Here is a 22,697-nt window from a genome sequence, read left to right on the forward strand (position 1 = left end):
CCTAGGTCCGGATTTACCCCGGTCGGTCCCACCTGTCCGCCGTGCTTCTGGCCGGCCTGCTTCTCAACGCCACACTCGGTTGGTCCTGGGCCGACCCCATCGCCGTCCTGGTGATCGCCGCTGTCGCCGTCCGAGAGGGGCTGGAGGCCTGGCGCGGCGAAGGATGCGCCTGCCGCCCCACCCCGGCCAGCGAGAACCCCCTCGAGGCGACCCCCGTCCAGAACGGCGTCGACGACTGCTGCAGCGACCCCGCCGAACACCGATCGGAACAGAGCGCCACCGCCGAGCAGAAGGCCGCGCAGGTTCCCCGAACCTGAGCTCCCACGTACGCTCTGAGCCCCGTGAATGCTCAGGTTCGCGTCAAAACCGTCAAATTTCATGCGAACTTCTAACCTGCACCCCTCGCGCGCGCACCGGTTTCAAAGAGGTCCAGCTCAGCTGGGTGCAGCTGATGCTGGACAACGAACGACCTGTGCTTGATCCGCCACAGCCCCTGGCCGGTGCCGAGCGTGGGCAACAGCGACTGCTCGGTGCCGGTGAGTCCCAGGGCGGCAGCGGTTGTGCCGAGCTGGTCGGACTCCTGCCGGTACACGACGCGGGTCTCGGCGTTGGCGAGCAGGGATGAGGCGAGGGCGCGCATTGCAGAGCCCTGGTCGCCGACGTTGTCGAGGTCGGAGAGTTTGTGGAAGATCAGCATGTTCGCGATCCCGTAGTGCCGCGCGAGGCGCCAGTGCGCGTCCATGCGTCGCAGCAGGGCGGGGTGCGACATGAGTCGCCACGCCTCGTCGTACACGACCCATCGCTGGCCCCCGCTCGGATCGAGCAGCGCGGACTCCATCCAGGCCGAAGCGCAGGTCATCAGCACCGAGATCAGCGTGGCGTTCTCCGTCACGCGCGACAGGTCGAGCGACACCATCGGCAAGGTCGGGTCGAACCGCACGGTTGACGGTCCGTCGAAGAGACCCGCCAGGTCACCCGCCACGAGACGTCGCAGGGCGTGTCCCGCGAGGCGACCGTCCTCGGCGAGGCGGCCGTCAGTGTCTGTGGTCGGATCGGGAGCGAGGAGCCGGTCAACGACCATCGGCAGGACGGGGACTTCGGACGAGCGGACGGCGTCGGCGAGGGCGACATCGACCGCCGTGTGCTCCAGCGGAGTGAGTCGCCGGTCGAGCACTGTCTCCGCGAGTGCGCCGACGAGGTCTCGATGTCGAGCGGTCACTTGCGCTGCCCACTGGAGGTCGTCGAGCCCGTTGGGTCGGTGGCCCTCGTCGAGCGGGTTGAGCCTGTTGGCCATCCCGTGTCCGAGAGCGATCGCCTTGCCGCCCACGGCCTCAGCGACCGCTGTGTGCTCGCCCTTCGGGTCGCCGGGGACGTACACGCGCCGGCCGAACGGGATCGAGCGTGTGTACAGGCTCTTCGCCAACGCTGACTTGCCGGCGCCCACGATTCCAGCAAGGACGAGATTCGGCGCCGTGATCAGGCCGCGGGCGTAAAGCACCCACGGGTCGTAGACGAAGGAGCTGCCCGAGTAGAGGTCCTGGCCGACAAACACGCCTTCGCTACCGAGTCCGCCCTCAGCCAGGAACGGATACGCGCCCGCGAGCGTGGCAGAAGTGTCCTGATGCCGCGGGAGCCGCAGTCGCCCCGGTGTGCGGAGAGCCGCCGGGCCGGGCTCGCCTGCCTTGGGCAACACAGTGGTCGCGCGACGCTCGGCCGCCAGTTCGTCGGCCTTCGCCTTGGCTGCTGCCTTCCGGCCGTCGCGGTCGTCCGCGAGCAGTGCGCTCGCTGCGGCCCGACGCGTACGGCGGTCCCGTCGGCGCTCGCGTCGCGGGGAGACAAGGACTGCACTGTGCAGCCGGCCGTCCTTCCAACCGTTCACAACTGGAGCCCGTTGTGAGCTGACCGGTTGGTTGCCTCAGCGAACCCCGGGAAGTCGCGGTGGGTGTAGGTGATCCGCGACTCGGCGTTGTGGGCGCTGGCGATCGAGTCCGACACCTGATGGAGGATCTCGCCGGCCCGGTGGAGTTCCCATGACACCAGGAACGTCGCCGCGCGTCCGGCCCGGGAGTCACCCGCGACCCAGACGCCCTTCATAGCCGCGTTGTCATGGAAGGTCGCGAGCTGATGGAGCGACTGGCTCAGTGACGCCACCGCGGACGTGAGCGACCCGAGAACCGAATAGATCTGGCGCGGGTCCTCGATGGAACGGGTCGCGTGCGCGAGCGCGCGAAGCACTGTCTGGACTTCATCGGCGTCGGCCGCCGGGTTCTCGAACGTGGGCATCGGTGTCTCCTTCTCGACCTGTTCGAGACGCAGGTGAGCGGGTCACACCGTGCGGCAAAGAGGCAGAGCGGCAGCCGAGAACGCCTGTGCCTGCTGCCCCCAGAGGCGGCGGGTTTCGCACGAGGCCTGGATCGCTGCTTGCTCGATATCGGCGACGGCACGCTCAAGCTCGTCTGGGTCTTGGGCGCTCACCGCGATCAAGCCGGTGTTCCGGAGAATGCCGTGGCCGGCGGTGAGGTCGGCCTCCTGCTGAAGGACGTCGTTGTACTCCGCTGACTGCTGGGCGTCCTCGATCTGCCCGATGCGCTGACGTTGGGCGGCGTCCGAGATGTACTCGGTCTTCTTCTTGCGGATGTTGCGTGCGGCTTGGTCGGTGCGCATCGGCGTGTAGAGCAGCGTGAACGTCCGTCGTACCCCTGACGACAAGAGCACCGGTGCGAGGAAGCCTGGGTACACGAGCGACCGGGGCCACTCGCTGATCCAAAGGACGCAGTGGTGCGCGGAGTCGCTGCGAACGCTCGCCCAGCTTTCCGTAACCGCCACCGGGCCCGCCGTGGCCAGATCGCGCCCAAGGTCGCCGTGGCGTTCCAGAGCGCCGGCCACGACAGGGTCGTAGGCCGAGCGCAGAATCAGTGCGAGGTCACCCGGCTCCAGCCACCCCGAGGCCGCGAGGTCGGCTGCCCGGAGAGCCGCGGTCATCGTGGACATCTCTTGGCGGAGCACCGCGGCGGCACCGCGGTTGCCTCCGCCGGCGGCGCGGATTGCGCGACCGGAGGTCTTCATGTCGAGTGAGATCGAGACGGTGCTCGCATGGCGTTCTCCGGCGGGCCCAGCGCGATCGATCAGCTCGGCGTACGTCGTGGAGGTCCAGGAGTCGTTCTGGCGTCCGTGCTGGGACCACCACTCTGCGAGGCCCTTTCCAGAGTCCGGCAAGGTCCGCTCCATCACCTGTAGGCAGGCGATGCGGCCGGATCGGCAGGTCGTGGCCAGTACCCGACCCCAACTCGTCACACGGCGCTGCTGCTCGACCGGGTCGAGCAGGATGAACGCCGGGTGCGTAACGCCGACGATCGCCGTGAGCGTCGCCTGATGCGGGTCATGAACCATGACGGCCCGTGTCTCGGGGTCGACCCACTGGCGCAACCTCGCCGCGTCTCCAGGAAGAGACAGCGTTCCAGCGGGGCGCGGCTTGGCGACGCGGCGCTGGAACAGCAACTGGCCTCCGAGCCACCGTCGCGCCCATCGGCTGACAACCGGCACCCACTCCACGAGCTTGCGTCCGCCGACGCCAATCCACGTGAGCGCTGCGCAGAGCGTCAGGATCGGGACGACGTAGGCAAGCGAGGCAGCGCCGCCGAAGTACAGCGCGAAGACCAGGGTGATCGCTCCGGCACCAACCACGAACAGTTGAGCTCCTGAGAGACCTAGTAAGACGCCGCGTCGGGTCAGCCGGGAGAACTTCACCGGCGCGAGTTCGTATTCGCGCATGTCGGCTTGGTGGGTCATCGATCAGCCTTTCCGCCGGTCCGAGGCGCTGGGATCGAGTCGGCCACATGGGGTGGCATCGGGGCGCCAGCCGCGGGAGGTGTCTGGCTTGCTGCGTCCGTCTGCTGTGAAGCCGTCGCTCCCACGGGGTGACCCATGCCGACTCCTGCCGTCGCCGCCTCCTTCGCCACGACGAGACCGGCGGCAACACCACCCGCAACCGTGCCTCCAGCGGCAGCGGCTCCGCCCCCGGAGGAGGCCCCGGCCGACCCGCCACCCGCGGGAGCGGAACCCGATGCGGGCGCCGGTGGGGTCCGTGAGCCGCCACCCGACGCACCACTTCCGCCACCGCTGGTGCCGCCGTCGAGGATCTTGCTCGGCTCGGCGCTGGGGCGACGGCTCATCGGGATGGGCAACGGCCGGTTGAGAGCGGACTTCGCCTCTTGCTCGGCGGACATCGCGTGGTACATGTCGAAGCCCATGAAGCTGATCGCCTTGTATGTCAGGTACGGCGCGAAGCCGGCGATGAGCATGAGTACGACGCCCGCGATTGGGTCACTGACGGACTGGAGATCGCCATCGATGGGGGCTGAAACCTGGGCCGTGGCGAGCAGGAAGATCACGACCAGGACGACCTTCGACACGATCAGCGCGATCACGAACGACGCCCACTTGCTCACCCAAGCGCGGGTGTGGTCCCAACTGGACCCCGCGAGCGCGATGGGCGCGAAGACGATCGCAAGCAGTAGCAGCGCCTTGCGGATGAGGAGACTGATCCAAACGATCACGGCCGCGCCGATGGCTAGGCCGGCGACGAAGATCGTGACGATGGCGCCAGCGCCCGGTGCCGCGATGTTGAGCGTGAGCAAACCAGAGGCGAGGAGCGCGATTCGATCGCCCATCTGCTCCATGTTGGTTCCGGCGGCGTGGACGATGCCGATACAGAGCTGGTCGGTGATCTCCAGCGCGGTCGCCATGAGCGTGAGTGCGACGAAGGATCCGAGGATCGACTTCGCGAGGCCGAGGGCTGCCCGTGACAAGGCCGCGGGCTCGCGCCTGATCATTCCTCCAATGACCTGGAGCATGAAGAAGCCGAGCATCACGAACACCGCGACGCCGAAGAGGATGTTGTAGACCTTCGTGTACTGGCTGCTCGTGACGTCGACCATGGTGGTCGAGTCGAAGACGTTCCAGACGGCTTCGAACATCCAGCCGGCCGCGTGCCCCATGCTCTGGGCGAGCCAGTCGAACGGCGCTGAGACCAGTGCGCCAGCGGCGTCGCCTGCGACATCGCAGACTCCGGAAATGACTGGTACGTCGCACACGTCGACCATTGGCTTGTCCTCTCCCTAGTGGCGGGTCAGACCGCCTGGCCGACGTTCCAGAAGAAGTTGACGAGGGCGACCGAGGCGCCGGTGATGATCGCTGCTCCAAGGCCGACGAGGACGCCGAACTTGCCTCGCCCTGCGAGGTGCGGGTTCGACGAGTTCGCGCCGAGAGCCCACACGGCGGCTGACACGATCAGGGCGAGCACCGCGAGGATGAGGCCGACCGTCATTGACGCGCCGACGATGGTGCGGAGCTGGCCAATGCCGGGCAGCCCGTTTGAGTTCGGGTTGATGTCGACGTCCAGCGGCAGCAGCGCCGGGATCTTCGTGCCGAGCAGAATCACGGTTCCTCCTAAGTGAGTGGCGGGGTTGCCTCATCGCTCAGGTGTTCGCCCGAAGCCGACCAGCTAGCCGTACGATCGACGGGTGGCGATCATTCGGGACGAACAGGGCGCGGAGTACGCGTTGATGGAGTGCCCTCACTGCGAGTCGTATGAGATGCACGCACCGGCCGACGGCTACGCGGACACGTTCCAGTGCGCCCAGTGCTTCGCGATGTTCAGGCATCTCGACTGAGGCGGCTTCAGATCCTGAGGACCGGCCCCGAATCCGCGCGACACCGAATCGGGTCGACCGACACGGCCCGAGCTCGGCTCCGACGAATGACAGCTTGACTCGGCTCGACCGCCGTGTTCGAGATGTCGTAGCCACCCCACGGTGAGCGGCCAGGGACATGCCGGGTGCCGATGCCGCTCCGCTCGGTGATGACCGGCGCGCCCACGATCTGCATCGACGCCGGGTAGCGCTGCTCGACCCACTTCCGGGCGGCCTTCGAGAGTCCGATCTCGTCGGTGTTGCGGAGTCGAGCTGGGACGACGGGTAGGTCGCGCCAACCAGGAAAGGCGTGGTCGTGCCAGCCCTCGACGGCTGCGTTCTCGTCGCTGGCAATGACGCGCCAGGCGTGGGGTTCGCAGATCGCCATGTACGTCAGATCGCCGACGCAGGCGCAGTCGGCGTGAGGTTCGGGGTGTTTCCACGGGTCGCAGCGCAGGTCGACGGTGAAGAGATCGAATCCGTGCTCGCCAACATCCACGCCTCCTGGCACCGCGATCGCGCGGTGCCACATGCGGCTGTCCCGCCGCGATCCGTCGAGCCTGTGCAAGGACTGCCAGTGAGCGATGGCGGCGTCGAGATCGGACGGCGAGAGGTAGGCCGTCGTGAAGTGCAGCGGCGCCCCGCGCCACTCGGGTGCGTCCTCGACGGCCGCCTCGTGGAGCATCCCCTCGATGTCGAAGGCGAGCTGCTCGTCGGTCACAGCGTCGCGCCAACGTCGAGCAGCCAGTTGGCCCAAGCGAGCGCGCCGCCCGTCAAGGTCGCTCCGCCGATGGCGACGAAGAGACCCACCTTGGCCTTGCTCGCGGTCTGCCAGCTGCCCTGCGCCGATCCGATCGCCCAGGTCGCCGAGCAAACAACGATCATCAGTACGGCGGTGATGAGGCCGTAGGTCAGGAGCGCGCCGACAATCGCGCGGAGCTGACTGGAGCCACCAAGCGCACCGAAGTCAGGTCCGACCAACCGAAGGAGACCGGGGATCGTCATGGCGAACAGGTGCGCCTCATCCGCCGAGTCGGCGGATCGCCATCGTCTGGCCGGCGAACTCAGACACAGTCCCGAGGCGCACGTTGTCGCCGGTGTGCGGAGCTTGCAGGAGCTTGCCTTCGCCGACGTAAATGGCGACGTGATGGGGAGCTGATGCCCCCGCATGGAAGAAGAAGATGAGGTCGCCGGGCTGTTTGGCGTCCCAAGCCACGGTTTGGCCGAAGGCGAGTTGCGCCCCTGAGTAGTGCGGAAGCTTGAGCCTCCCGCCTGACGCTTGGTACGCGGCGTACAGCACGAGTCCTGAGCAGTCGAAGCCAGGCCCGCGGCCGTCGGACCCAATGCCGGACGGTCCGGTGTAGGTGCCGCCGCCCCAGACGTACGGCTTCCCGGTCTGCGATTCGGCGGCGGCAATGAAGGCTCCCGGGAACCCGGGCGGCAGTGGGACGCCAAGGCCATGAGCCTCGTCTCCGCACGAATCGCTCGACGTGCCGGTCGCGATCGCGTCGAGGATCGCCACGGCGACAGGCTCGTAGGCGGCATACCGGTCGGGGTAGGCCGACACCTCAACGGCCTGGGCCGCCACGCCCTTCGGAAGCAGCTTCCAGTCGGGGATGTCGAGCAGTCCGCGAGGCGAACCGTGGTTCGGTCCGTTGGGCCCACCGTAGAACGCCAGGGCTTGGTACTCGGCGTCCATGAGATTCTTGACGCTGCCCCACCCCGTGCTCGGGCGCATCTGAAACAGTCCGAGGGAGTCGTGGTCACCGCCGTTTCCGTCGTTCGGGTAGTTCGCGGAATCGGGGTACGCGCTGGTGTTGGAGAGCATCCGCAGGCTCGACTCGGTGAGCGCTGCCATGAGGGCAATGACGATGCCGTCGCGTCCGACATCCTTCGTACCTCCGCCCACACTGACGATGGTCGCTGCGCGGGTGAGCTGTGCCTTGTCGAGGGTGACCTCGATTCCGTCGCTCCTCGTGGCTGTCAGACTGGCGGGAGTCTGGCCGACGACCAGACCCGACGGCAGACACTGGGCCTGCGCGGCCGGGTTGAGCAACACAGCCAGTCCGAGCAGAACGGTGGCCGGCCCGAACAAGATGGCGGTCACCCCCGCGACGACGGCCTTGGACATTGATCACTCCAGCGGCTGGTCGGGCAATGACAGCCGCAGCAGATGGCACTCGGGGTACGACGGTCCACAGACGACGAACACGGTGAAGGACACGTCGTGCTCCGACGAGACGGGCGCGTCCTCCCAGACCCCTGCTCGATGGCGGACGCCGTCGATCGTGAACGCCGTCGTGCCGGGCAGGAGCGAGTCGCCTGCTTGGGCTTCCGCTTCGAGCCATTTGGTCGGGGTCGTGACCGCTTCGACGGAGAGCCACTGACGGGTTTCGTACTTCGCGAGCTCCTTCCAGGCGTCCGGGGTCGGAAGGTAGTTGTCGAGGTCCGAGACGAGGCCGGGAGTCGACTCACCGGTCGGATCGCCGACCGCGACGAGCTGCTCGACGTGGTCTGTGCGGGTGATGAGCGTCGCGGTATCCCACTCGAAGATCGCCTGGGCGACCTGTCGGGCGAAGGTCTCGGGATCGCTGATGTCAGGCAACGGTGCGATCTGGTTCAGGGGCGTCGCCCCGGCCTCGGGCCTTGGGCCTGTCCGGTGACCGACGTCCGGCTGGGAGGATCTGGCAACTGGCGAACGTTGGATCAGGACGACGTATGCGACCACGGAGATCAGCAACAAGCCAAACGTGATGCCGACGACGATGAGGCGGCGTCGACGGAGGTCGTCGGGAGCGGTCGAATAGAGCATCAGCTTCCACCTCAGGTCCTTTCTCAGGGATGGCGGAGAGGTGTGCCGGGCGGTCCGGTCAGGCCGATATCGGTGCGGACCGCAGCTCGCGGACCTCGTCGGCGAACGTGATGGTCTCGGCGAGCACTCGCTCAAACATTTCCCAGTCGTTCGCTTTGATCTGAGAGGCGATCTCGGTCGGGTTGTAGAACCGCGACCAGCCGTCGAGGTCGCCCCAGGTCAGGACGAAAGCTCGGAGGCTTCGGTGCGCCGAACTGGTCTTCTTCGGCTTGCTCTTCGTTCCGCCGCGTACACGGTTCTGGCGGAGCCTTTCCTGCGCCTCCCTAGCGAGCTGCTCCAGCTCCTCGGATGTCGGCGGGCCGGCCGGCAACGGTGTGTGGTCGACAGCGATGAGCTCCTTGGCTGCGAGGACCGTGAAGTAGGCCGGCTTCACGTCACCGCCACGTTCGATGTTCTCCAGCTCTGCCTGAGCGATCTTCCGAACGGTCTCGGGGAGACCTCGATCGGCTGCGACGCGCTCGATCGCAGAAATCTGTTGCAGCAGGGAGTACGACGCCTTGCCGGTGACCGCTACTGCTGCCTGGTGGCGACTATCGCCGTGACCACGCGGTGCCGGTGCGGCACCGGCACCGTTCGCTTCCCCCGAATCGCCATCGGCGCCGAAACGGCTCGCCTCCTGGCGCCTGGCACCGTCCTCGGTCATCAGCTCTTGCAGCTCCCGGAAGAGGGCTGCTTGCTCCAATGGGGTCAGCGGCTTGCGCTGTTCGTTCTCGTCCTGCTGCGCGAGCAGCCGGCTCAGTTCGTCGGAGATCCCGGACCGCACCCATACCTTCAAGGTGCGCCACCCCAACTGCTTGACGGCTTCGAGGCGCCGGGCACCGCACACCAGCACTCCGTCAGGCGTGATCGTGACGGGTTGGAGTAGGCCGAGCTTGCGGATCGACATCATCAACGATTCGATGCCGTCCTCGGGGTGCTGGCGATGCCGGACGCCCACGACGATTGAGTCAACGCGGCGTTCAAGCTCGATGTGCCCGTCGTGCTCAGACATGGTGGCGCCCTCCAGTCTCGAAGCGCACGGGCTGACGGATGCTGGCGATCTCGGCGACGAGCGACCTGTCCGCCAGCAGCGCTTCGGGATCGTCGCCGATCAGGAGCCGGAGCAGCATCCCGCGGCCAGCGGACGTCTGGCGGCGATCAGGGTGCTGGTTGCCGAGGATCACGCGTAGGAACACGAGCCACGCGCGCTGGTCCACGTCGAGCATCGCCTGCGCGTGGCGATCTCGACGCAACGCCTCGAACGCGGTGTGGCGGTTGCCTGCGCGGAGCAGCCGGGTGCAGATGTACTCGACCGCCGTCCGAGCCACTTCCTCGGGCCAGCGGAGAGCCACGAACACGGCGACTGCATCGTCGACCGCGATCCAGGCGTTGGTCGGTTCGTCTCCTTGGTTCTGGTCGCCATCGAAGTCGATCGCATCCTGAGGTGCGGGGATCGCGAACGCCGGATGGAAGTCAACCAACTCTGCGTCGCGGTCGCTGAACCGTTCGGCGTCGTGGCGCTCGCTGTCCACCTCGCGGCGCGCCTGCTGGTTGGAGCAGAGGAGCCCGTCGGCGCGCTGGTCATAGACGAGCGTGAGCTCGACGACCCGAGTCACCACGGCCCAAGGATCATCAGCAACACGTACGGCTCGCGTGTGCATGGCGTCGAAGGCTGCGATGGCTGCCTCGACCGGCTCGTAGCCGTACTTGCGGGCGAGGGCGCCGTACTTCTCCATCGCATAGCTCATGAGGTCGGATGCCTCGGGGTCGTGACTCCAGCCGTCGGAGCGGTAGCGAAGCCGGACGAGCATGAGCCGGAGGCCCTCAGCGGTCGTGAAGTCCAGGGGGGCTTCGTCGAATGCGCTGGTCATAGCCCCAACTCCTCAGTCGTGGACACCGATGCGGTGAGCGGTTCGGGGCGTGCAATCGCGCTCCGGCTGATCTTGTGGCCCGCCCGCGCTGCCTTGGCCGGCGCGCGTCGCGAACGGCGGACCAGCTCGCTTTGGAGATCGATCCCTCGGGCGGCCCACTTCGTGCCGATCAAGGAGGGCAGTTCACTGGGGCGTACCCAGGCGATTCCGCGCTCGGCTTTCGGAGCAGGTACGTCCGGCGTGGTCGGGATCGAGGGATCCCGATGGTGCGCGAGCGCGGATACCGCCGGGTCGGTCTGCGGCTGAGGCGTTGTGTGATCGGGTATGACCCGGTCGTCGCGACGCTCGTAGTGGTTGTTGTTGTTCACAGCGCCACCGCCTCAGCCGCGGTCGTAGGGCGAGCGTTGTTCACTGCTCCCAGTCGGGATGCGATCCGGTACGCCGACCGAATCGTTGTCATGGCCTCCTGGTCAGACAATCCGGCGGAACGGGCGGCTTCACCGAGCAGACCGGCTGTCGCGTCGAACGCATGTCCGTCCTCGACCATCCGGCAGGCAGCCCAGAAGAGTCCGTGGTTACGCGCACCCTCGGGGCGGGATGCCACCCAGTCAGCCAGCTTGTTCGGACGCGACCCCATCGCCGGCATCGAGGCTGGCGGGCGCGTCGGCCGAGGCGGGTCGAGGAAGGCGCGGAGGGCAGCCGCATCGACAGGAGTTGCCCGGTGTTGGGCAACCGCGATCAGGCCGTACGAACGGCCGTCGATCTGTGACGGCGGCGAGACGATGTAGCCACAGTCCCCACGGAAGTCGACATGCTGGCCTGGCACCTGCCACGAGCGTTGCTCGTCGGCCTGCCCGCGCAGGTAGTACGCGTGAACTCCGCCCGACGGGGTGCGGACCAGCCACGCCCAGCCCTCGGTGAGTCCGGCCGACGTTGCTCGCTCGAAAGCACCGAACCCGGTGCCGCCGGCGTGCACGTCGATGTCGACGACGTCCACCCCAGAGATCGCACCGGTCGGCATTCCGATGTTGGCATCGGGCCAACGCTGCCACCAGTTCCTCACTGTCGAGACGTCCGAGCTTGCGCCGCGAAAACCGTGGTTCGTGAGCGGCTGCTTCCCGCCTGGCGTGCATGGGAAGACCGGGATGTCCCGAGAGGCGAGCATCGTGGAAGCGGTGGCGAGGTCCGGCGCTTCGGACAAGAAGACGGGCAGCCGCGGATTCCACCGCGAAGACCGGGACTGCCGTTGTGCCGAGCTCATGCGCCCGACTTTGCGCCGTAGGGGGCACCAAGTTTCGCCCACGGGCGAGTAGTTCAGGGCGCCACGGGCTAGTTGAAGTCACGGCGTTTCTGCAGGTCAACCCCGCCCGTGGTGGTCTCAGAAAAAAGCTTCGGTGCAGCGGTTGCGCGAGTCCGAATCAGCGCCCGCTGGCGCGCTTCACGCCGCCCCAGGCCTTGTTTCCTGCCACCGCCTTCGTGCGCTCGGGGACGTCGATCGGCGGAAGGTGGTCGTCGGTGCGGTTGAAGACGTGCTCATCGAGGATCTGCTCAGCGATGGTGTCGTGCCCCTCAGCTTCTGCGACTTTGGCCAGGTCGAGTCGGCAGACCTCGTCGTACGGCGCAGCGGCGCAGCCCTTCTCGGCTGCCACATGGGCGCGGCCGAAGTCGCCTCGCGAGAAGGCGTCGGTGGCGACGATGTGGGCGACGTCGACCACGGCGAACGCCGCTGTTTCGTGGACGCGCTCACCATCGAGCAGCCAGCTCCAGCCCGGGGTGCGGAGGTCGCTGAACGGTTCGCCGCGGACGAGCTCCAGCGCTGCCACGAGGTCGCCCATCCCGTCGGCACCGCGAGCCTGAGCGCGGGCACGGAGGCGACGGAACAGGTCGAGGTCGACGAGGACGTCGGTCAGTTGGTAGCCGTTGGTGCCGCGGTCGCGGTGAGCGGGAGATGTTGTCGCTGCCGGAAGGTGCAGGTCGCCGGTCCGGGGGTCGGTGCCGAACCATGTGCGTATGTATCCGAGGTCCGTTCGCGCGCGGGACTGGGTGATGCCGAATGCCTCGCGGACCTGCCGTGACGAGACTCCGGTCGGGTGGAGCGCCAGGAAGGTGACGAGTTCGTTGAAGTAGGCCCGCCGCTCGGCAACCGCCGACGGCGGGTCGCCCGGCGCGATGACGGTCACGGGACCGAGGAGCTGCAACTTGGGCAGCGCGCTCTGCGGATTGCGCCACTCCGCCAGGTCGTCGTCGAGCCGTGGGTCCGACTCCTCGACGATCCGTCGGGATTGCTCTGGGACGACCGGGGCAAGGGTCTCGACGTCCTCCGCCGTCGTCGGCGCCACGGACTCGTAACGCTGTGTCGCCTCGGGCAGTAGCGACGTACCGCCCGCCTCTCCCTGCGGACGGGCTTCGGTCAGGTCAGTGATCAGCGCCCCTGCGTGATCCGCGAGGGCCCTCCATCCAGTCGCGCCCTCCTCGCGCGGCATCGGCACCACGACTGCCTCCCTGGTCAAGTCGACAATCGCAGCGGTGGCAGTTGCTTCGGTGGAGGTGAGACCGGCGGAAGCTAGATCGAGATCGAGGTGGGGCACCCGGAGCCGGCCGTCGTGGGTCAACTGGATGACCGTGTCATCAGGCTGGGGATCTCCGATGTCGACGACAGTGAAGCCCGACCGTGACGTCTGACGCCGTACAAGTTCGGCGAGTGCCCGAACTTCGCTGCTTGGGGCGCCGGCAACGAGCAGGGCGTGGAACGGCTCGGGGTCGCCGTGCCCGAGCGCCTGAGCCTGGACCAGATCCTGTTGGAGCTGCACGAGGAACGCAGTGTCGTCCTCCGCGTGGCATCGAAGGCGGCCGGAGTCCAGAGAAGACAACTCGGAAGCAACACCGATCGTGTCGACCGTCGAGATCACGGTCCATGGGCTCAACGCCAACTCGGCGGCGAGGTGGCGCGCGAGGGCCGTCGCCCGTTCGGGGTCTCCGGCGAGCACTCCTGAGCCAATCCGTTCGAAGTCGAGCAACCACAGGTCTCCGTCAGCCCCCTGTCCAACGCTGGCTAGCAACGGGTACGGCGGAAGGACGTCTTCGTCGCCTACGGGCGAGTCCAGGTTCGCCGTCCACGTGACCGACGATCCGGCCCACGGCGTCGGGAGGTCAGCCGACTCGGCGAGGTGCAGCGTGACCGTCTCCCTGCCAACCTCGGCTGCGTTGAGCTTGGGTACCTCGTCCATGACCGCAGCGAGGTGACGGAGCAGTCGGTCGAGTTGGTCAATCACCTCTGCGGCCGGCGCACCTGTGACCGTGGCGGTCTTCTCGATCGCTCGGACCTCGGCTGGGGGAGGAGCGATTCCGAACCCGGGGCGTCTGTGCCGCTGCTGGGTACGCCGATGCGCGCGCACCGCGAGCAGTACCGACCCGGCCAGAAGAACCCCTGCTCCCGTCAGCCCAGGCAGCAGCCACGTGACCGAAGCATGCTCTCCTTCGTCCATGTGATCTCCCGGCGTCGCTGAGTTCGACTCGTCCGGCTCGGCGGTGGAAGCGTCGTCTTCCGGGGTCTCTGCCGGCGGGGTGTTCCCGACCGGATCTGGACCGAGGTGCCGGCCGTCGGGGGTCTCCTCCGGCGAGCGGTCCACCGAGGGAGACTCGACCACGGGCGAGTCGTCGGCGACCGGAATCGTCAGTTCCCAGCCGGGACGGATGAGGTCGGGGTCTGTGAGGTGCTGACCGTCCGCCTGCACGGTGTCGTGCGACGCTTTGAAGATCTCCGGGTACCGCTGGCCGTCGCCAAGTTCCTCCTCGGCGACATCCCACAGCGTGTCGCCGGGCTCGACGACGTGCGTCTTCTCCGTTTGTGGCTCATCGGTCGAATCGACAGCTGGCGCGGCGTCACTGGGGAGCCGCAGGGTCAGCCCGGGGTCGATGAAGCTGGGTTCTCCATGGAGGACCGCTTCGTTCAGCGCGATGATCTCGCGGTAGCGCATGCCATCGCCGAGGTGTTCCTGCGCGATCTTCCACAGGCTGTCGCCTCGACGCACGACGTAATCGACCGTGGGCGTCTCCTCATGGGTCGCGGCTTCCGAGGCCGGCGCCGCCGAAGGAGCGAGAGACGCCTCCGGCTGGTTGACGATCGGAGGTGCCTCGATCACCGGCGTTGCGTGCGCCACCTGTGGGGCGAACACCGGCGCGCCGACCGGCGCAACGGCGAAGAAGAGGGCTGCCGTCGCGACGAGCCGCCCTGCCAGACCTTGCGGAATTGCGAGACCGGGCAACCGGGGTGCGGTGACGCCGCGGATGGCGGCCAGGATCTCGACGAGGAGAGACAGGGCGAGAACCACCCAGGCGACCCATGCAACGACGCCGATCACCAGCAGCGCGAGAGTGCCGTCGTCCGGACTGGTCAGCAGGGTGCCGAACTCGCCGAGGTCCTCGGTCCACGGGGTCACTCCGATCGCGAGGAGCAGCAGCGGAGTCCCGACCACCATCACGAGGATGAGCAGGGTGGCTCCCAGCCCGGCGGCACGGTTGCGTGCGGTCACTGTTCGGTACCTCCTAGGCTGCGGACGATGCGGGCGGAGGCATCGGAGGTCACGGTGAGGTCGCCGATGCCGATGAAGCTCAGGAACTTGGGCGTGTAGGTGTCGGTCACCTCGACGTGGACCGTGTCGCCGCCGGTCACTGTCACGGTTCCGGCGACGCCGGCCGCTGCGAGGTACTCCTGGGCGGCGGTTCGAGCCGCCGCGGTGTCGACACTCACGTAGCGGCCCTCGATGGCCGGCCCGGCTTCGACTTGTTCACCGCCGGCGCGGGCGGCCTCGGCGGCGACGTTGTGGGCACGCTGCTTGGCATGGATCTGTCCGCCGAGGTCGACGGCGAGTCCGACGAGGACCATCATCACGAAGCTGGCGGTCACCATCCACAGTGAGATGGAGCCGCGTTCGTCGCGAGTTCGTCGCATCATCCGCGTTCCCTCCATGTGTCAATAGGGCTGGTGCTGGTCGCTCGGATCAGGCGGCTACCTGGCACCCCGGGAATGGACAGATCTGACAGGTCGAGGCGGCACTGGACGGTGACGGAGACGGTCGCGGCCTCGCCGACCGTACGGCTGAACTGGCTGGCGTCGATGGTGACGTCGATGTCGAGGCAGTGGATGCCTTGGTTGGAGAGGCTGGTGGTCGCCGCTGAGATCGCCTGCGTTCTGGCCGATGCGCTCGTGCGCTCAAGGGATGCCGAGCGGGCAGCGTCAGCCGCGGCAGTCTCAACCGACTGGTGCGTCGTAGCAGTGCGCCCACCGAAGATGATGAGTCCGACGAAGAGCAGGAACGCGGGCACGCCGATGGCAGCCTCGATGGCTGCCGATCCGCGCTCGTCGCGCGCCCGCGGGCGAGTCATGGTGTCGTCAGCCTCTCGACGGGAACGGAGGCTTCTTGGCGGACGACGGGTGACCAGCCGGGGATGACGCTCAGCGAGTGCCCTCGGACGACCACGGTCACCGTTGTGGCCGTGCGGTTGGCCGTTGTGGTGGCGCCCGGGAGCACGTCGTCACCGCCGGCCTGATCGATGAATGCGTTAGCTGCCTGTACGCCGTCCGACTCGCGACCGTGCTCACCGGCGGCAGCCCGGGCGCCTTCTTGCGCAGCCGCGATTGCCGCGGAACGGGCGTGGTAGAACAGCGCCGCCTGCATCCCGAGGAACATCACGGCGAAGAGCGCCGGCAGCAGGATCATCAGCTCGATCGTCGCCGAGCCGCGTTCGTCCTGTCGGCGACGGCTACTTGATGTTGCCGGCCTGGCTCGTGACATATGCCTTCACCGCGGCTACGACGATTGCAACGATGGCGATCACGGCCACCGCCCAGAGCACATGCTCGGTGGTCACCGAGCCGCGCTCGTCACGGCGCTGGAGTCGTGACTCCAGTCCGAACGTGAGCGCGAGCAGCGCTCCGATGAGTCGTTCCATTGGTGGGCTCCTTTCCTTGGTTGATCTGTTGGTGGTCAGGTGTTGCTGAACATCCGCAGCAGCGACGGGGCGACGAGCAGCGCCATGAAGATGACGCCGAGGAGCGAGCCGGGGATGGTCATGCGCTCGCCGACGGCGTTGGCCTCCGCGATCTCGTCGTTGAGCATCGCCGTGCGCATCGCGGCGGACCGGGCACGGAGTGTGGTGTAGATCGAGGCCCCCTCCTCGCCCGAGAGCCGCATGATGTCGGCGAAGTCATCGAGCTCAGGCAGGCCGAACTCGTCAGCCAAGGTGTGCAGGGCGTCCCAGGGCGGGAGACCCGACCAACGCGAGCGCGTCAACTCCTCCGCGAGACGGCTGAATACCCAGGAGTCGCCCACCTCGGCAGCCGACTCCATCGCCTGTCGGACGCCGGAGCCGTTGTTCCGCTCCAAAGCGACGAGGTCGATGTACTCGCCGAGCGCTCGGGCGAACTCGAGCCGGGCCGTGCGGGCATCGTCGATGGCGTTGTAGTTCGGCATGAAGAACATCAGGGCCGCCAGCCCGAGCGAGGCGAGTGCGGGGATGGCGATCGGCATCCCCAAGCCGATGAGGTCGAAGAACCACGCGAGCAGCGGCGGGATGATCAGGCCGAGCCCAGCGAAGGCCAGTTTGTCGCCGTAGAACCGAGCAAGCGGAATACGGAGGATCGCGAGCTCGCGCGTCGGCGTACGCACCCACATCGCCGTGGGAAGGGTCTTCATCGCCCACACGCCAATGCGCTCCTTGCCCGAGGCTGCCGAAGCTGGGCCGAGTGCGGTCGCTCGCCCGCGGGCGGGTGTGAGCCGGCTCAGAGACTCGGCGAGATCCGGCTCAGCCGACATGAGACGTGTGACCAGGAGGACCACGCCGAGCGACACGAGCGCGCCGGCGGCGAGAGCTAGCTGGAGCCCGGTGGTCATGTCGCGCTGCCCTGCGTGCCGAGGAACCGTGGCAGGTTTCGACCCAACGCCATCCGCTTCATCCAGACCAGCGTCGCGACGTACGCCGCGAGGAGGCTCATGAGGATGACCTGGCCGAACGGGCTCTTGTACGGCGCGACGTATGACCCGGACACCGCCAGGATCACGAGCACGCCCGCGCTGATCAACGTCACCCAGCGCGCAGTCGCTCGTGGCTTGGCCCGGTCGGCCTCCACCTGCCGGCGTGCGCGAACGTCGGCTGCGACGGACTCGGCGAGCCCCTCGAGCACGCTCGACAAGCCCGCACCCCGACGTCGCGCGCCGAGGATGAGGTTGGCCGCGATGAGGTCACCCGTGGAGTCGTCAAGTTCGTCCGCGAAAGCGCGCAGTGCGTCCTCCGTGACCCAGCGAGCACGAAGCCGTGCCACCAGTCGGGTGACCTCCGGAGCAATGGGTGCAGGAGTCGAGCGCAGCGTTGCCACCAGTGCTTGCTCCAGCCCGACTCCGACGGTGAGCACACCTGCCAAGGAGCGCGTCCATTCCTCCATTGCTTCGAGGCGCTGAATCCGAGACGCCGCCGAGCCCGCCGACAGGAGCATTGGCAGACCGACGGCCGCGACCGGTACCGCGATGACGGCCAGCATCCAGCCGGTGACCAGCCACGCGATGACACCGGCCCCAAGTCCGCCGAGCAGGAGCACGCGGGTGGTGCGGTCGAGGTTGTGGAGTCGTCGCAAGCTGCGTAAGGAAGGGCGCTTCTCCGGCACCGGTGTAGGTCGGAGCCCGAGGATCACTCCGATGATGCCTGCGACGATCAGGGCGCCAGCGAGAGCAGGAACAAGCGCGATCATGTGCGCGCCTCCTGCTGCATCAGGTAGCTCGGGAGATCGAAGCCGTACGACGCAAGCGCGCGATACTCGTCCGGCAGTACCGCTGGGACCGCAGTGCCTTCCCTGTCCGGGCCAAAGATGTGGGTGGTCGCGTAGCCGGTCTCGCGCTCGCCTGGTTCCAGGGCGATGATCTCGGCGACCCAGCGACGGCGCTGTGAGACGCCGTTCACCGTTGTGGTCCGCAGGTCGAGCTGGACGATCAGGTCGATCGTCGCTGCCAACTTCGACGTTGCCAGGTCGTGGGTGACGTGGGGCCCGGCCTCCATTGCGCACGTCACCAGCTTGCGAACAGCGCCCACCGCGTCCGAGGCGTGCGTCGTGGAGATGGATCCGGTGCCGGACTCCATCGCCTTGATCATCGCCCAGATCTCCTTGCCACGGACCTCGCCGACGATCTGCCGGGAGAGGTTGAAGCGGAAGGAGTCGACGAGCGCGTCGTCAAGGGTGAACTCGCCAGCCATTCGGCCGTCCGGTCCACGCTCGCCCGAACCGGGACGCGCTTCCCAAGGGTGAACGATCTTGTGATGCTTCAGCTCGTGCAGGTGCAGTTCGTACTCGGTCTCGAAGGTGCCGATTGCCTCCATCGGGTCAATCTCGGCGCAGAGGGCGCGCACCACGGTGGTCTTGCCGGCGCCCTGGCTGCCCGCGACGACGATGCTCTTGCGAGCCCGCACCGCGGCCCGAAGGAACGAGGCGGCTACAGGCGTCATCATCTGCCGTTCGACGAGGTCATCGAGGGTGACCTGCATCAGCCGGTGGCGGCGGATGACGACCGACGGCCGCGGCGTCACCCACGCCGCGGCGGCGAGGCGTGAGCCGCCGTCGAGGCGGAGGTGCAATCTGGGCTGGGCCTCTGAGAACCCCCGAGCGTTGACCTCCGATCGGGAGGCAAGGAACACGAGGAAGTCGATCAGCTCCTCGTCGGAGTCGGCTACGGGTGGTCCGTCCACCAGCGATCCGTCGATGAGTTCGAGCATCACGTTGTCGTAGCCGGCGATGATGATGTTCTCCGTGTCGTCGTTGTCGACGAGTGGCTGCAGCCGACCGAGTCGGAACAGGGAGTCGAAGACGGCCCGGGCGAGTGCCTTCTGCTGCACGAGTGGCCATGCTCGGTCGCCAGCGTTGACCCGTTCGGAGACGGTCGATTCGATGAGGTCGAGCACGATCGAGCGCCCGAGTTCCTCTTGTGCGGTTCTGTCGAGTCGAGCTCGGTCAGCTGCGACCGCTTGACTGAGTTGCTCGGAGGCTTGGGCGCGGAGTGACGCCACGAGCGTCCAGTCGATCTCGACCACGGGCGAGTTGTCGGTCGCCTTCAACGGCGTGATCAGACGTGGGGACGAACTCGCCCCTGGCCCTGGTAGAGGCTGGTTGAACAGTGGAAGTCCGGCCACGTCCGGCGTCACGTCAATGCTCTCGCTGGTCACGGCCGAGCGCCTTCGAGAAGCTCGCTGCGATGGCGCGAGACAGTCGAGTGGATGGACGCGGTCGCCGCTTGGAGCCCACGGGCGAGTGGACCGGTCTCGAAACGCTTCGGAGGCTGCGCTCCGCGCGAGAAGACGGCGGCAGACTCGGGATCTTCGGGAAGGGCCGCGACCACGGGCGAGTTCAGGACTCGACTCACCTCGCGGGCACCGTACGGCTGGCCGTCACCGACCACGACGACGCCAGTCTGTCGCCACTCGAACGTGCCGCGCTGGACGGAATCGACCCAGGAGCGGACCGCCGACAACGCCGGCAGGTTCGTCCGCGTCAGGACCAGAGTTAGGTCGGCTTGAGCGAGCAGGGGTTCTGGTGAACCGACGAGCCCGAGTCGACCGGCGTCGACGATGACGTCCTGACCGGTGGACTCCAGTTCGGCAAGCTCGTTCGAGAGCGGTAGCCAGAGATCCCGCAGAGCCGGCGCCTGGCTGTGAGACCGGGTGCCCGCGACGAAGGAGACGTGGGTGCCGTCGATCCGCTGCGATACCTCGGCGAGCCCGTCGCGGATGCTGTTCGACGTGAGCGCGAGCTCGATGAGCCCGGCCTGGTACTCCCTAGTGCCACGGAAGTAGCCAGCCAGCAGAGCAGACCCGCCGGTGGGATCAGCCTCAACCAATAGGACGGGTCGCGGCCACAGCAAGGACAATCCGAGAGCCGTCGTGGTTACCCCGGGAGAGCCGGATGCCGAGGCAAGGGCGATGACAGCCATCAGCGTTCCCGGGAGTCCAGGACGAGGGCGACGTTGCCGGTCGCTGCGCGGGCAGCCAAGACGGCCGCGTCGGCGTGCGGCACGAGCAGGTCGACGATCAACTGCCCGGTCTCGCTGGACGTGCGTACTCCGGCGACGGTCGCCTCGCTGAACTGCGGGACGCCCTCAGGCATGTCCGCACCCTGCGGTGGTGTCACGACCACCCGGACGCGGTCACCTGTGGCGAGATCCAGCCCGGGTGCCTGGGCTGGAGTAAGAGCGACCCCGACGATCGAGTTGTCGGCGTCCGGCACAACACCCTGAGCGAACGACTCAGGAGTGAGCATCGCGCCCGCCGCGACGTCGTACGCCGCTCGCTGCCCGACCACCTCATCGAACTGGCTAGCCGGGACCGGTTGGAGTGCCGGGTCGGCACTGACTCGCACCCGGGCGAGGTCGCCGGCCTCGATCACTGCGCCGCGCTCGATCGTGTCCCGCGCGACGAGGACTTCCTGGGTCGTTGTGGTGGCTGTCCATGCCCAGGCGGCAAGGAGCGCACCGAGGCAGATTGCGATCAGTGCGGCGACGATCAGAGCTGGCCGCCGTCTGAGCTTGGGCGGAGGCACAAGCGGACTGGCGGCGGGACTCGACTCCTGGTCGAGCGTCCTGTCGTCTCGGGTGGCCGTCTTGCTCATGGACCTTGCTCCCTCCGCCCAGCTACTGCACGAGCACCTGCGCTTCTCCTATTGCGATCTGGGCTTCCCGGACGAGTCCGTTCAGCCGGATGGTTCCTGTCTGGCCCGCGCCCGACCACTCGATGACCCAGTCCGACGTGGCCGTGACCTTGAACTTGTCACCGGGCTCCGACGAGCTGGACGTCGTGTAGACGTAGCCGCAGTCGGGCGACTTCCTATTGCCGTACTCCGGCTTGTAGGGCGTTCCGGCGGTCCTGCACATGACCTTGTGCCCGTCACCCATGTCCCAGGTGATCTGGTGAACCCGAGCGGTCGCTGTCACCGTGATGCCGCCTGCGGTCGCCGAGGCGGTGGCCGGTCCCCATGTGTGCGCGTCGGGGTTCGCGACCCACATCCAGATCGGCATGCCGACGAGGCCGATGCGATCGTCCTCCGCCTTGGGAGCGATACCGATGTTGATGGCCGTGAGCTTCATGTCGGAGATGGCGATCTGCGCCACCTCTCGGGGCGTGGGACCGCTTCCAGAGTTTGGCGGCGGATCCGCCGACCACACGAGGATCATCAGGTCCGTCTGTGGCTGGTAGCACTGGTACACGCCCCCGTCGCCGGGCTCGTGGCCCTGCCAGCTCGGGTCACCTGCGGCAGGTTGCGGGTCGAGCAGCTGGATGTAGCAGTGATAGCCGTTCGACCAGTAGCCGTTCTCCGAGCTGCACGGCACCGGGCCGGGCGGTGGCTTGCTGATGCCCTGTGCGGTCCCATCCCAGTAGCAGGCCGCGCCCGAGCCCGTGTCCTTCGGGCCGTCGTCGCCAGGATCGCCAGGCGTGCCCGGGGTGCCAGGGACCTCGATCCAAACTAGACAGATCCCGGTGTCGGGGTCGGTCTGACCGCAGACCGTGTCGGCGTACGTCGGTGACGGCACCAGAGTAACCAGCGCGCTTGCGAGGGCTGCGACCGTGACCGCGATGGTCAGGAGCCGACGCATGGCTCTTTCTCCAGGTCCGAGCCGCCTGACACCCGCCAACCGTCGGTCGGTGCTGTCTTCCACTTGCCGTTGGTGACGGTGAAGCGCGTCCAGCCGACGTCCTTGCGGTCGGGTGTCACCACTGAATTGCTGCTGCGATCGATGACGTCCACGCCGCTGACGTCCCAGCACACGTCGATCACGGCAGTCGCTGGGTCATCCAGGCTGACGGATTGGACATTCAGCTTCACGACCTTGGTGATGCCGGTTTGGTGCAGCCCGTCTGCTCGTTGGCGCTTCAGCAGGTTCTTCTGCGCGAGAAGCTGTGTGCTCGACGCCACGGTGTCGAGGTCGGAAGCGGGACGCTTCGGGTCCTGCCGAACCAGACCCACCGTCTTGAAGTACTGCCGCACCATGGCTGACGCCGCCTCGGAGGCGATCTCGCTCTCGGAAGGCGGCGTCGATGAACTTGTGGTCGTGGCCGGCGTGCTGGGGGCGGACGTCCCAGGCGCCGCCGGATCATTGCCGTCGTCGGCACACGCGGTCACTGCGACCAGCAGCATGGCTGCGGTCGCTACAAGGGCTACTCCCCGATTTCGCGTCATTTCCGAGACCGTTCCCTTCCGTGGGTTTGGGTCACGGAAGTGCGAACGACGCCCTGCTGACGGACTGGCAAGGC

Annotated in this window: 27 protein-coding genes; 2 read left to right on the top strand and 25 right to left on the bottom strand. The window is 67.4% G+C overall.

The genetic code is table 11. The features are described from left to right. Positions 1-41: 41 nt before the first annotated feature. Entirely contained in the window at positions 42-317 is a 276-nt protein-coding gene (locus ACFPGP_RS00170) for a hypothetical protein (RefSeq protein ID WP_378585252.1), read from the top strand. A gap of 71 nt (positions 318-388) precedes the next feature. On the opposite strand, the gene ACFPGP_RS00175 is transcribed toward ACFPGP_RS00170, so the two are convergent. The 5 genes from ACFPGP_RS00175 to ACFPGP_RS00195 are packed head-to-tail and all read right to left on the bottom strand — an operon-like array spanning position 389 to position 5,440. After that, complete coding sequence (locus tag ACFPGP_RS00175; RefSeq protein ID WP_378585255.1) at positions 389-1,879, bottom strand: ATP-binding protein; 1,491 nt, start codon at positions 1,877-1,879, stop codon at positions 389-391. Further along, positions 1,876-2,283 carry a hypothetical protein gene (locus ACFPGP_RS00180; protein ID WP_378585258.1) on the bottom strand — a complete coding sequence of 136 codons (408 nt, stop codon included), beginning with the start codon at positions 2,281-2,283 and terminating at the stop codon, positions 1,876-1,878. The genes ACFPGP_RS00175 and ACFPGP_RS00180 overlap by 4 nt, the downstream gene beginning before the upstream one ends. Positions 2,284-2,325: 42 nt before the next feature. Then, positions 2,326-3,789: an SCO6880 family protein gene (locus ACFPGP_RS00185; RefSeq protein WP_378585260.1), complete on the bottom strand. Its 1,464-nt coding sequence runs from the start codon at positions 3,787-3,789 to the stop codon at positions 2,326-2,328. Further along, positions 3,786-5,102 carry a conjugal transfer protein TrbL gene (locus tag ACFPGP_RS00190; protein WP_378585263.1) on the bottom strand — a complete coding sequence of 439 codons (1,317 nt, stop codon included), beginning with the start codon at positions 5,100-5,102 and terminating at the stop codon, positions 3,786-3,788. The genes ACFPGP_RS00185 and ACFPGP_RS00190 overlap by 4 nt, the downstream gene beginning before the upstream one ends. Before the next feature lie 26 nt (positions 5,103-5,128). Next, positions 5,129-5,440, bottom strand: coding sequence for a DUF6112 family protein (locus ACFPGP_RS00195; RefSeq protein WP_378585266.1), 312 nt, complete (start codon positions 5,438-5,440; stop codon positions 5,129-5,131). An 82-nt stretch (positions 5,441-5,522) separates the two neighbouring features. Between ACFPGP_RS00195 and ACFPGP_RS00200 the strand changes: the two genes are divergently transcribed. After that, positions 5,523-5,672: a hypothetical protein gene (locus ACFPGP_RS00200; RefSeq protein WP_378585268.1), complete on the top strand. Its 150-nt coding sequence runs from the start codon at positions 5,523-5,525 to the stop codon at positions 5,670-5,672. A gap of 7 nt (positions 5,673-5,679) precedes the next feature. On the opposite strand, the gene ACFPGP_RS00205 is transcribed toward ACFPGP_RS00200, so the two are convergent. The 20 genes from ACFPGP_RS00205 to ACFPGP_RS00300 all read right to left on the bottom strand — a co-directional run bounded on the left by ACFPGP_RS00205 (position 5,680) and on the right by ACFPGP_RS00300 (position 22,581). Then, positions 5,680-6,411, bottom strand: a complete 732-nt coding sequence (locus ACFPGP_RS00205; RefSeq protein ID WP_378585271.1) for a DUF6349 family protein — start codon at positions 6,409-6,411, stop codon at positions 5,680-5,682. After that, entirely contained in the window at positions 6,408-6,695 is a 288-nt protein-coding gene (locus tag ACFPGP_RS00210) for a DUF6112 family protein (protein WP_378585274.1), read from the bottom strand. The genes ACFPGP_RS00205 and ACFPGP_RS00210 overlap by 4 nt, the downstream gene beginning before the upstream one ends. Before the next feature lie 16 nt (positions 6,696-6,711). Further along, positions 6,712-7,821, bottom strand: a complete 1,110-nt coding sequence (locus ACFPGP_RS00215; protein WP_378585277.1) for a C40 family peptidase — start codon at positions 7,819-7,821, stop codon at positions 6,712-6,714. A 3-nt stretch (positions 7,822-7,824) separates the two neighbouring features. Continuing rightward, positions 7,825-8,502, bottom strand: a complete 678-nt coding sequence (locus ACFPGP_RS00220; protein ID WP_378585280.1) for a hypothetical protein — start codon at positions 8,500-8,502, stop codon at positions 7,825-7,827. A gap of 58 nt (positions 8,503-8,560) precedes the next feature. Beyond that, positions 8,561-9,553: a ParB/RepB/Spo0J family partition protein gene (locus tag ACFPGP_RS00225; protein ID WP_378585283.1), complete on the bottom strand. Its 993-nt coding sequence runs from the start codon at positions 9,551-9,553 to the stop codon at positions 8,561-8,563. Beyond that, positions 9,546-10,412, bottom strand: coding sequence for a serine/arginine repetitive matrix protein 2 (locus ACFPGP_RS00230; RefSeq protein ID WP_378585286.1), 867 nt, complete (start codon positions 10,410-10,412; stop codon positions 9,546-9,548). Before ACFPGP_RS00230 ends, ACFPGP_RS00225 begins: the two co-directional genes overlap by 8 nt. After that, positions 10,409-10,780 (bottom strand): hypothetical protein, encoded by a 372-nt coding sequence (locus ACFPGP_RS00235; RefSeq protein ID WP_378585288.1) that lies wholly within the window; start codon positions 10,778-10,780, stop codon positions 10,409-10,411. The genes ACFPGP_RS00230 and ACFPGP_RS00235 overlap by 4 nt, the downstream gene beginning before the upstream one ends. Beyond that, the gene (locus tag ACFPGP_RS00240) at positions 10,777-11,673 is read right to left on the bottom strand and encodes a bifunctional DNA primase/polymerase (protein ID WP_378585291.1); all 897 of its coding nucleotides are present in this window, start codon (positions 11,671-11,673) and stop codon (positions 10,777-10,779) included. The genes ACFPGP_RS00235 and ACFPGP_RS00240 overlap by 4 nt, the downstream gene beginning before the upstream one ends. A gap of 157 nt (positions 11,674-11,830) precedes the next feature. Next, positions 11,831-14,944: a LysM peptidoglycan-binding domain-containing protein gene (locus ACFPGP_RS00245; RefSeq protein WP_378585294.1), complete on the bottom strand. Its 3,114-nt coding sequence runs from the start codon at positions 14,942-14,944 to the stop codon at positions 11,831-11,833. Beyond that, positions 14,941-15,381, bottom strand: a complete 441-nt coding sequence (locus ACFPGP_RS00250; protein WP_378585296.1) for a pilus assembly protein TadG-related protein — start codon at positions 15,379-15,381, stop codon at positions 14,941-14,943. The genes ACFPGP_RS00245 and ACFPGP_RS00250 overlap by 4 nt, the downstream gene beginning before the upstream one ends. Continuing rightward, positions 15,363-15,797, bottom strand: a complete 435-nt coding sequence (locus tag ACFPGP_RS00255) for a TadE/TadG family type IV pilus assembly protein (RefSeq protein WP_378585299.1) — start codon at positions 15,795-15,797, stop codon at positions 15,363-15,365. Before ACFPGP_RS00255 ends, ACFPGP_RS00250 begins: the two co-directional genes overlap by 19 nt. Continuing rightward, on the bottom strand, positions 15,794-16,207 hold the full coding sequence (locus ACFPGP_RS00260) for a TadE/TadG family type IV pilus assembly protein (protein WP_378585301.1): 414 nt from the start codon (positions 16,205-16,207) through the stop codon (positions 15,794-15,796). Before ACFPGP_RS00260 ends, ACFPGP_RS00255 begins: the two co-directional genes overlap by 4 nt. Next, positions 16,176-16,364, bottom strand: a complete 189-nt coding sequence (locus tag ACFPGP_RS00265) for a hypothetical protein (protein ID WP_378585304.1) — start codon at positions 16,362-16,364, stop codon at positions 16,176-16,178. Before ACFPGP_RS00265 ends, ACFPGP_RS00260 begins: the two co-directional genes overlap by 32 nt. A gap of 35 nt (positions 16,365-16,399) precedes the next feature. Next, entirely contained in the window at positions 16,400-17,305 is a 906-nt protein-coding gene (locus ACFPGP_RS00270; protein ID WP_378585307.1) for a type II secretion system F family protein, read from the bottom strand. After that, the gene (locus ACFPGP_RS00275) at positions 17,302-18,156 is read right to left on the bottom strand and encodes a type II secretion system F family protein (RefSeq protein WP_378585310.1); all 855 of its coding nucleotides are present in this window, start codon (positions 18,154-18,156) and stop codon (positions 17,302-17,304) included. Before ACFPGP_RS00275 ends, ACFPGP_RS00270 begins: the two co-directional genes overlap by 4 nt. Further along, positions 18,153-19,619, bottom strand: coding sequence for a CpaF family protein (locus ACFPGP_RS00280; RefSeq protein ID WP_378585312.1), 1,467 nt, complete (start codon positions 19,617-19,619; stop codon positions 18,153-18,155). The genes ACFPGP_RS00275 and ACFPGP_RS00280 overlap by 4 nt, the downstream gene beginning before the upstream one ends. Further along, a complete protein-coding gene (locus tag ACFPGP_RS00285) occupies positions 19,616-20,383 on the bottom strand; it encodes a hypothetical protein (RefSeq protein ID WP_378585315.1) in 768 nt (255 codons plus the stop codon). Before ACFPGP_RS00285 ends, ACFPGP_RS00280 begins: the two co-directional genes overlap by 4 nt. Further along, on the bottom strand, positions 20,383-21,057 hold the full coding sequence (locus tag ACFPGP_RS00290) for an SAF domain-containing protein (protein WP_378585318.1): 675 nt from the start codon (positions 21,055-21,057) through the stop codon (positions 20,383-20,385). Before ACFPGP_RS00290 ends, ACFPGP_RS00285 begins: the two co-directional genes overlap by 1 nt. Before the next feature lie 22 nt (positions 21,058-21,079). Continuing rightward, positions 21,080-22,039 (bottom strand): hypothetical protein, encoded by a 960-nt coding sequence (locus tag ACFPGP_RS00295; protein WP_378585320.1) that lies wholly within the window; start codon positions 22,037-22,039, stop codon positions 21,080-21,082. Then, positions 22,024-22,581, bottom strand: a complete 558-nt coding sequence (locus ACFPGP_RS00300; protein WP_378585322.1) for a hypothetical protein — start codon at positions 22,579-22,581, stop codon at positions 22,024-22,026. The genes ACFPGP_RS00295 and ACFPGP_RS00300 overlap by 16 nt, the downstream gene beginning before the upstream one ends. Between the last annotated feature and the right edge of the window lie 116 nt (positions 22,582-22,697).

This window comes from Nocardioides taihuensis (genome assembly GCF_042657275.1).
In the GTDB taxonomy this organism is placed as follows: domain Bacteria; phylum Actinomycetota; class Actinomycetes; order Propionibacteriales; family Nocardioidaceae; genus Nocardioides; species Nocardioides taihuensis.

Coding starts and splice junctions, on each gene's coding strand:
- ACFPGP_RS00190 (WP_378585263.1), bottom strand. CDS start 5,102: ATGGTCGACGTGTGCGACGTACCAGTCATTTCCGGAGTCTGCGATGTC.
- ACFPGP_RS00270 (WP_378585307.1), bottom strand. CDS start 17,305: ATGACCACCGGGCTCCAGCTAGCTCTCGCCGCCGGCGCGCTCGTGTCG.
- ACFPGP_RS00300 (WP_378585322.1), bottom strand. CDS start 22,581: ATGCTGCTGGTCGCAGTGACCGCGTGTGCCGACGACGGCAATGATCCG.
- ACFPGP_RS00215 (WP_378585277.1), bottom strand. CDS start 7,821: ATGTCCAAGGCCGTCGTCGCGGGGGTGACCGCCATCTTGTTCGGGCCG.
- ACFPGP_RS00230 (WP_378585286.1), bottom strand. CDS start 10,412: ATGACCAGCGCATTCGACGAAGCCCCCCTGGACTTCACGACCGCTGAG.
- ACFPGP_RS00220 (WP_378585280.1), bottom strand. CDS start 8,502: ATGCTCTATTCGACCGCTCCCGACGACCTCCGTCGACGCCGCCTCATC.
- ACFPGP_RS00260 (WP_378585301.1), bottom strand. CDS start 16,207: ATGTCACGAGCCAGGCCGGCAACATCAAGTAGCCGTCGCCGACAGGAC.
- ACFPGP_RS00285 (WP_378585315.1), bottom strand. CDS start 20,383: ATGGCTGTCATCGCCCTTGCCTCGGCATCCGGCTCTCCCGGGGTAACC.
- ACFPGP_RS00210 (WP_378585274.1), bottom strand. CDS start 6,695: ATGACGATCCCCGGTCTCCTTCGGTTGGTCGGACCTGACTTCGGTGCG.
- ACFPGP_RS00225 (WP_378585283.1), bottom strand. CDS start 9,553: ATGTCTGAGCACGACGGGCACATCGAGCTTGAACGCCGCGTTGACTCA.
- ACFPGP_RS00290 (WP_378585318.1), bottom strand. CDS start 21,057: ATGAGCAAGACGGCCACCCGAGACGACAGGACGCTCGACCAGGAGTCG.
- ACFPGP_RS00265 (WP_378585304.1), bottom strand. CDS start 16,364: ATGGAACGACTCATCGGAGCGCTGCTCGCGCTCACGTTCGGACTGGAG.
- ACFPGP_RS00240 (WP_378585291.1), bottom strand. CDS start 11,673: ATGAGCTCGGCACAACGGCAGTCCCGGTCTTCGCGGTGGAATCCGCGG.
- ACFPGP_RS00185 (WP_378585260.1), bottom strand. CDS start 3,789: ATGACCCACCAAGCCGACATGCGCGAATACGAACTCGCGCCGGTGAAG.
- ACFPGP_RS00255 (WP_378585299.1), bottom strand. CDS start 15,797: ATGACTCGCCCGCGGGCGCGCGACGAGCGCGGATCGGCAGCCATCGAG.
- ACFPGP_RS00250 (WP_378585296.1), bottom strand. CDS start 15,381: ATGGAGGGAACGCGGATGATGCGACGAACTCGCGACGAACGCGGCTCC.
- ACFPGP_RS00275 (WP_378585310.1), bottom strand. CDS start 18,156: ATGATCGCGCTTGTTCCTGCTCTCGCTGGCGCCCTGATCGTCGCAGGC.
- ACFPGP_RS00295 (WP_378585320.1), bottom strand. CDS start 22,039: ATGCGTCGGCTCCTGACCATCGCGGTCACGGTCGCAGCCCTCGCAAGC.
- ACFPGP_RS00180 (WP_378585258.1), bottom strand. CDS start 2,283: ATGCCCACGTTCGAGAACCCGGCGGCCGACGCCGATGAAGTCCAGACA.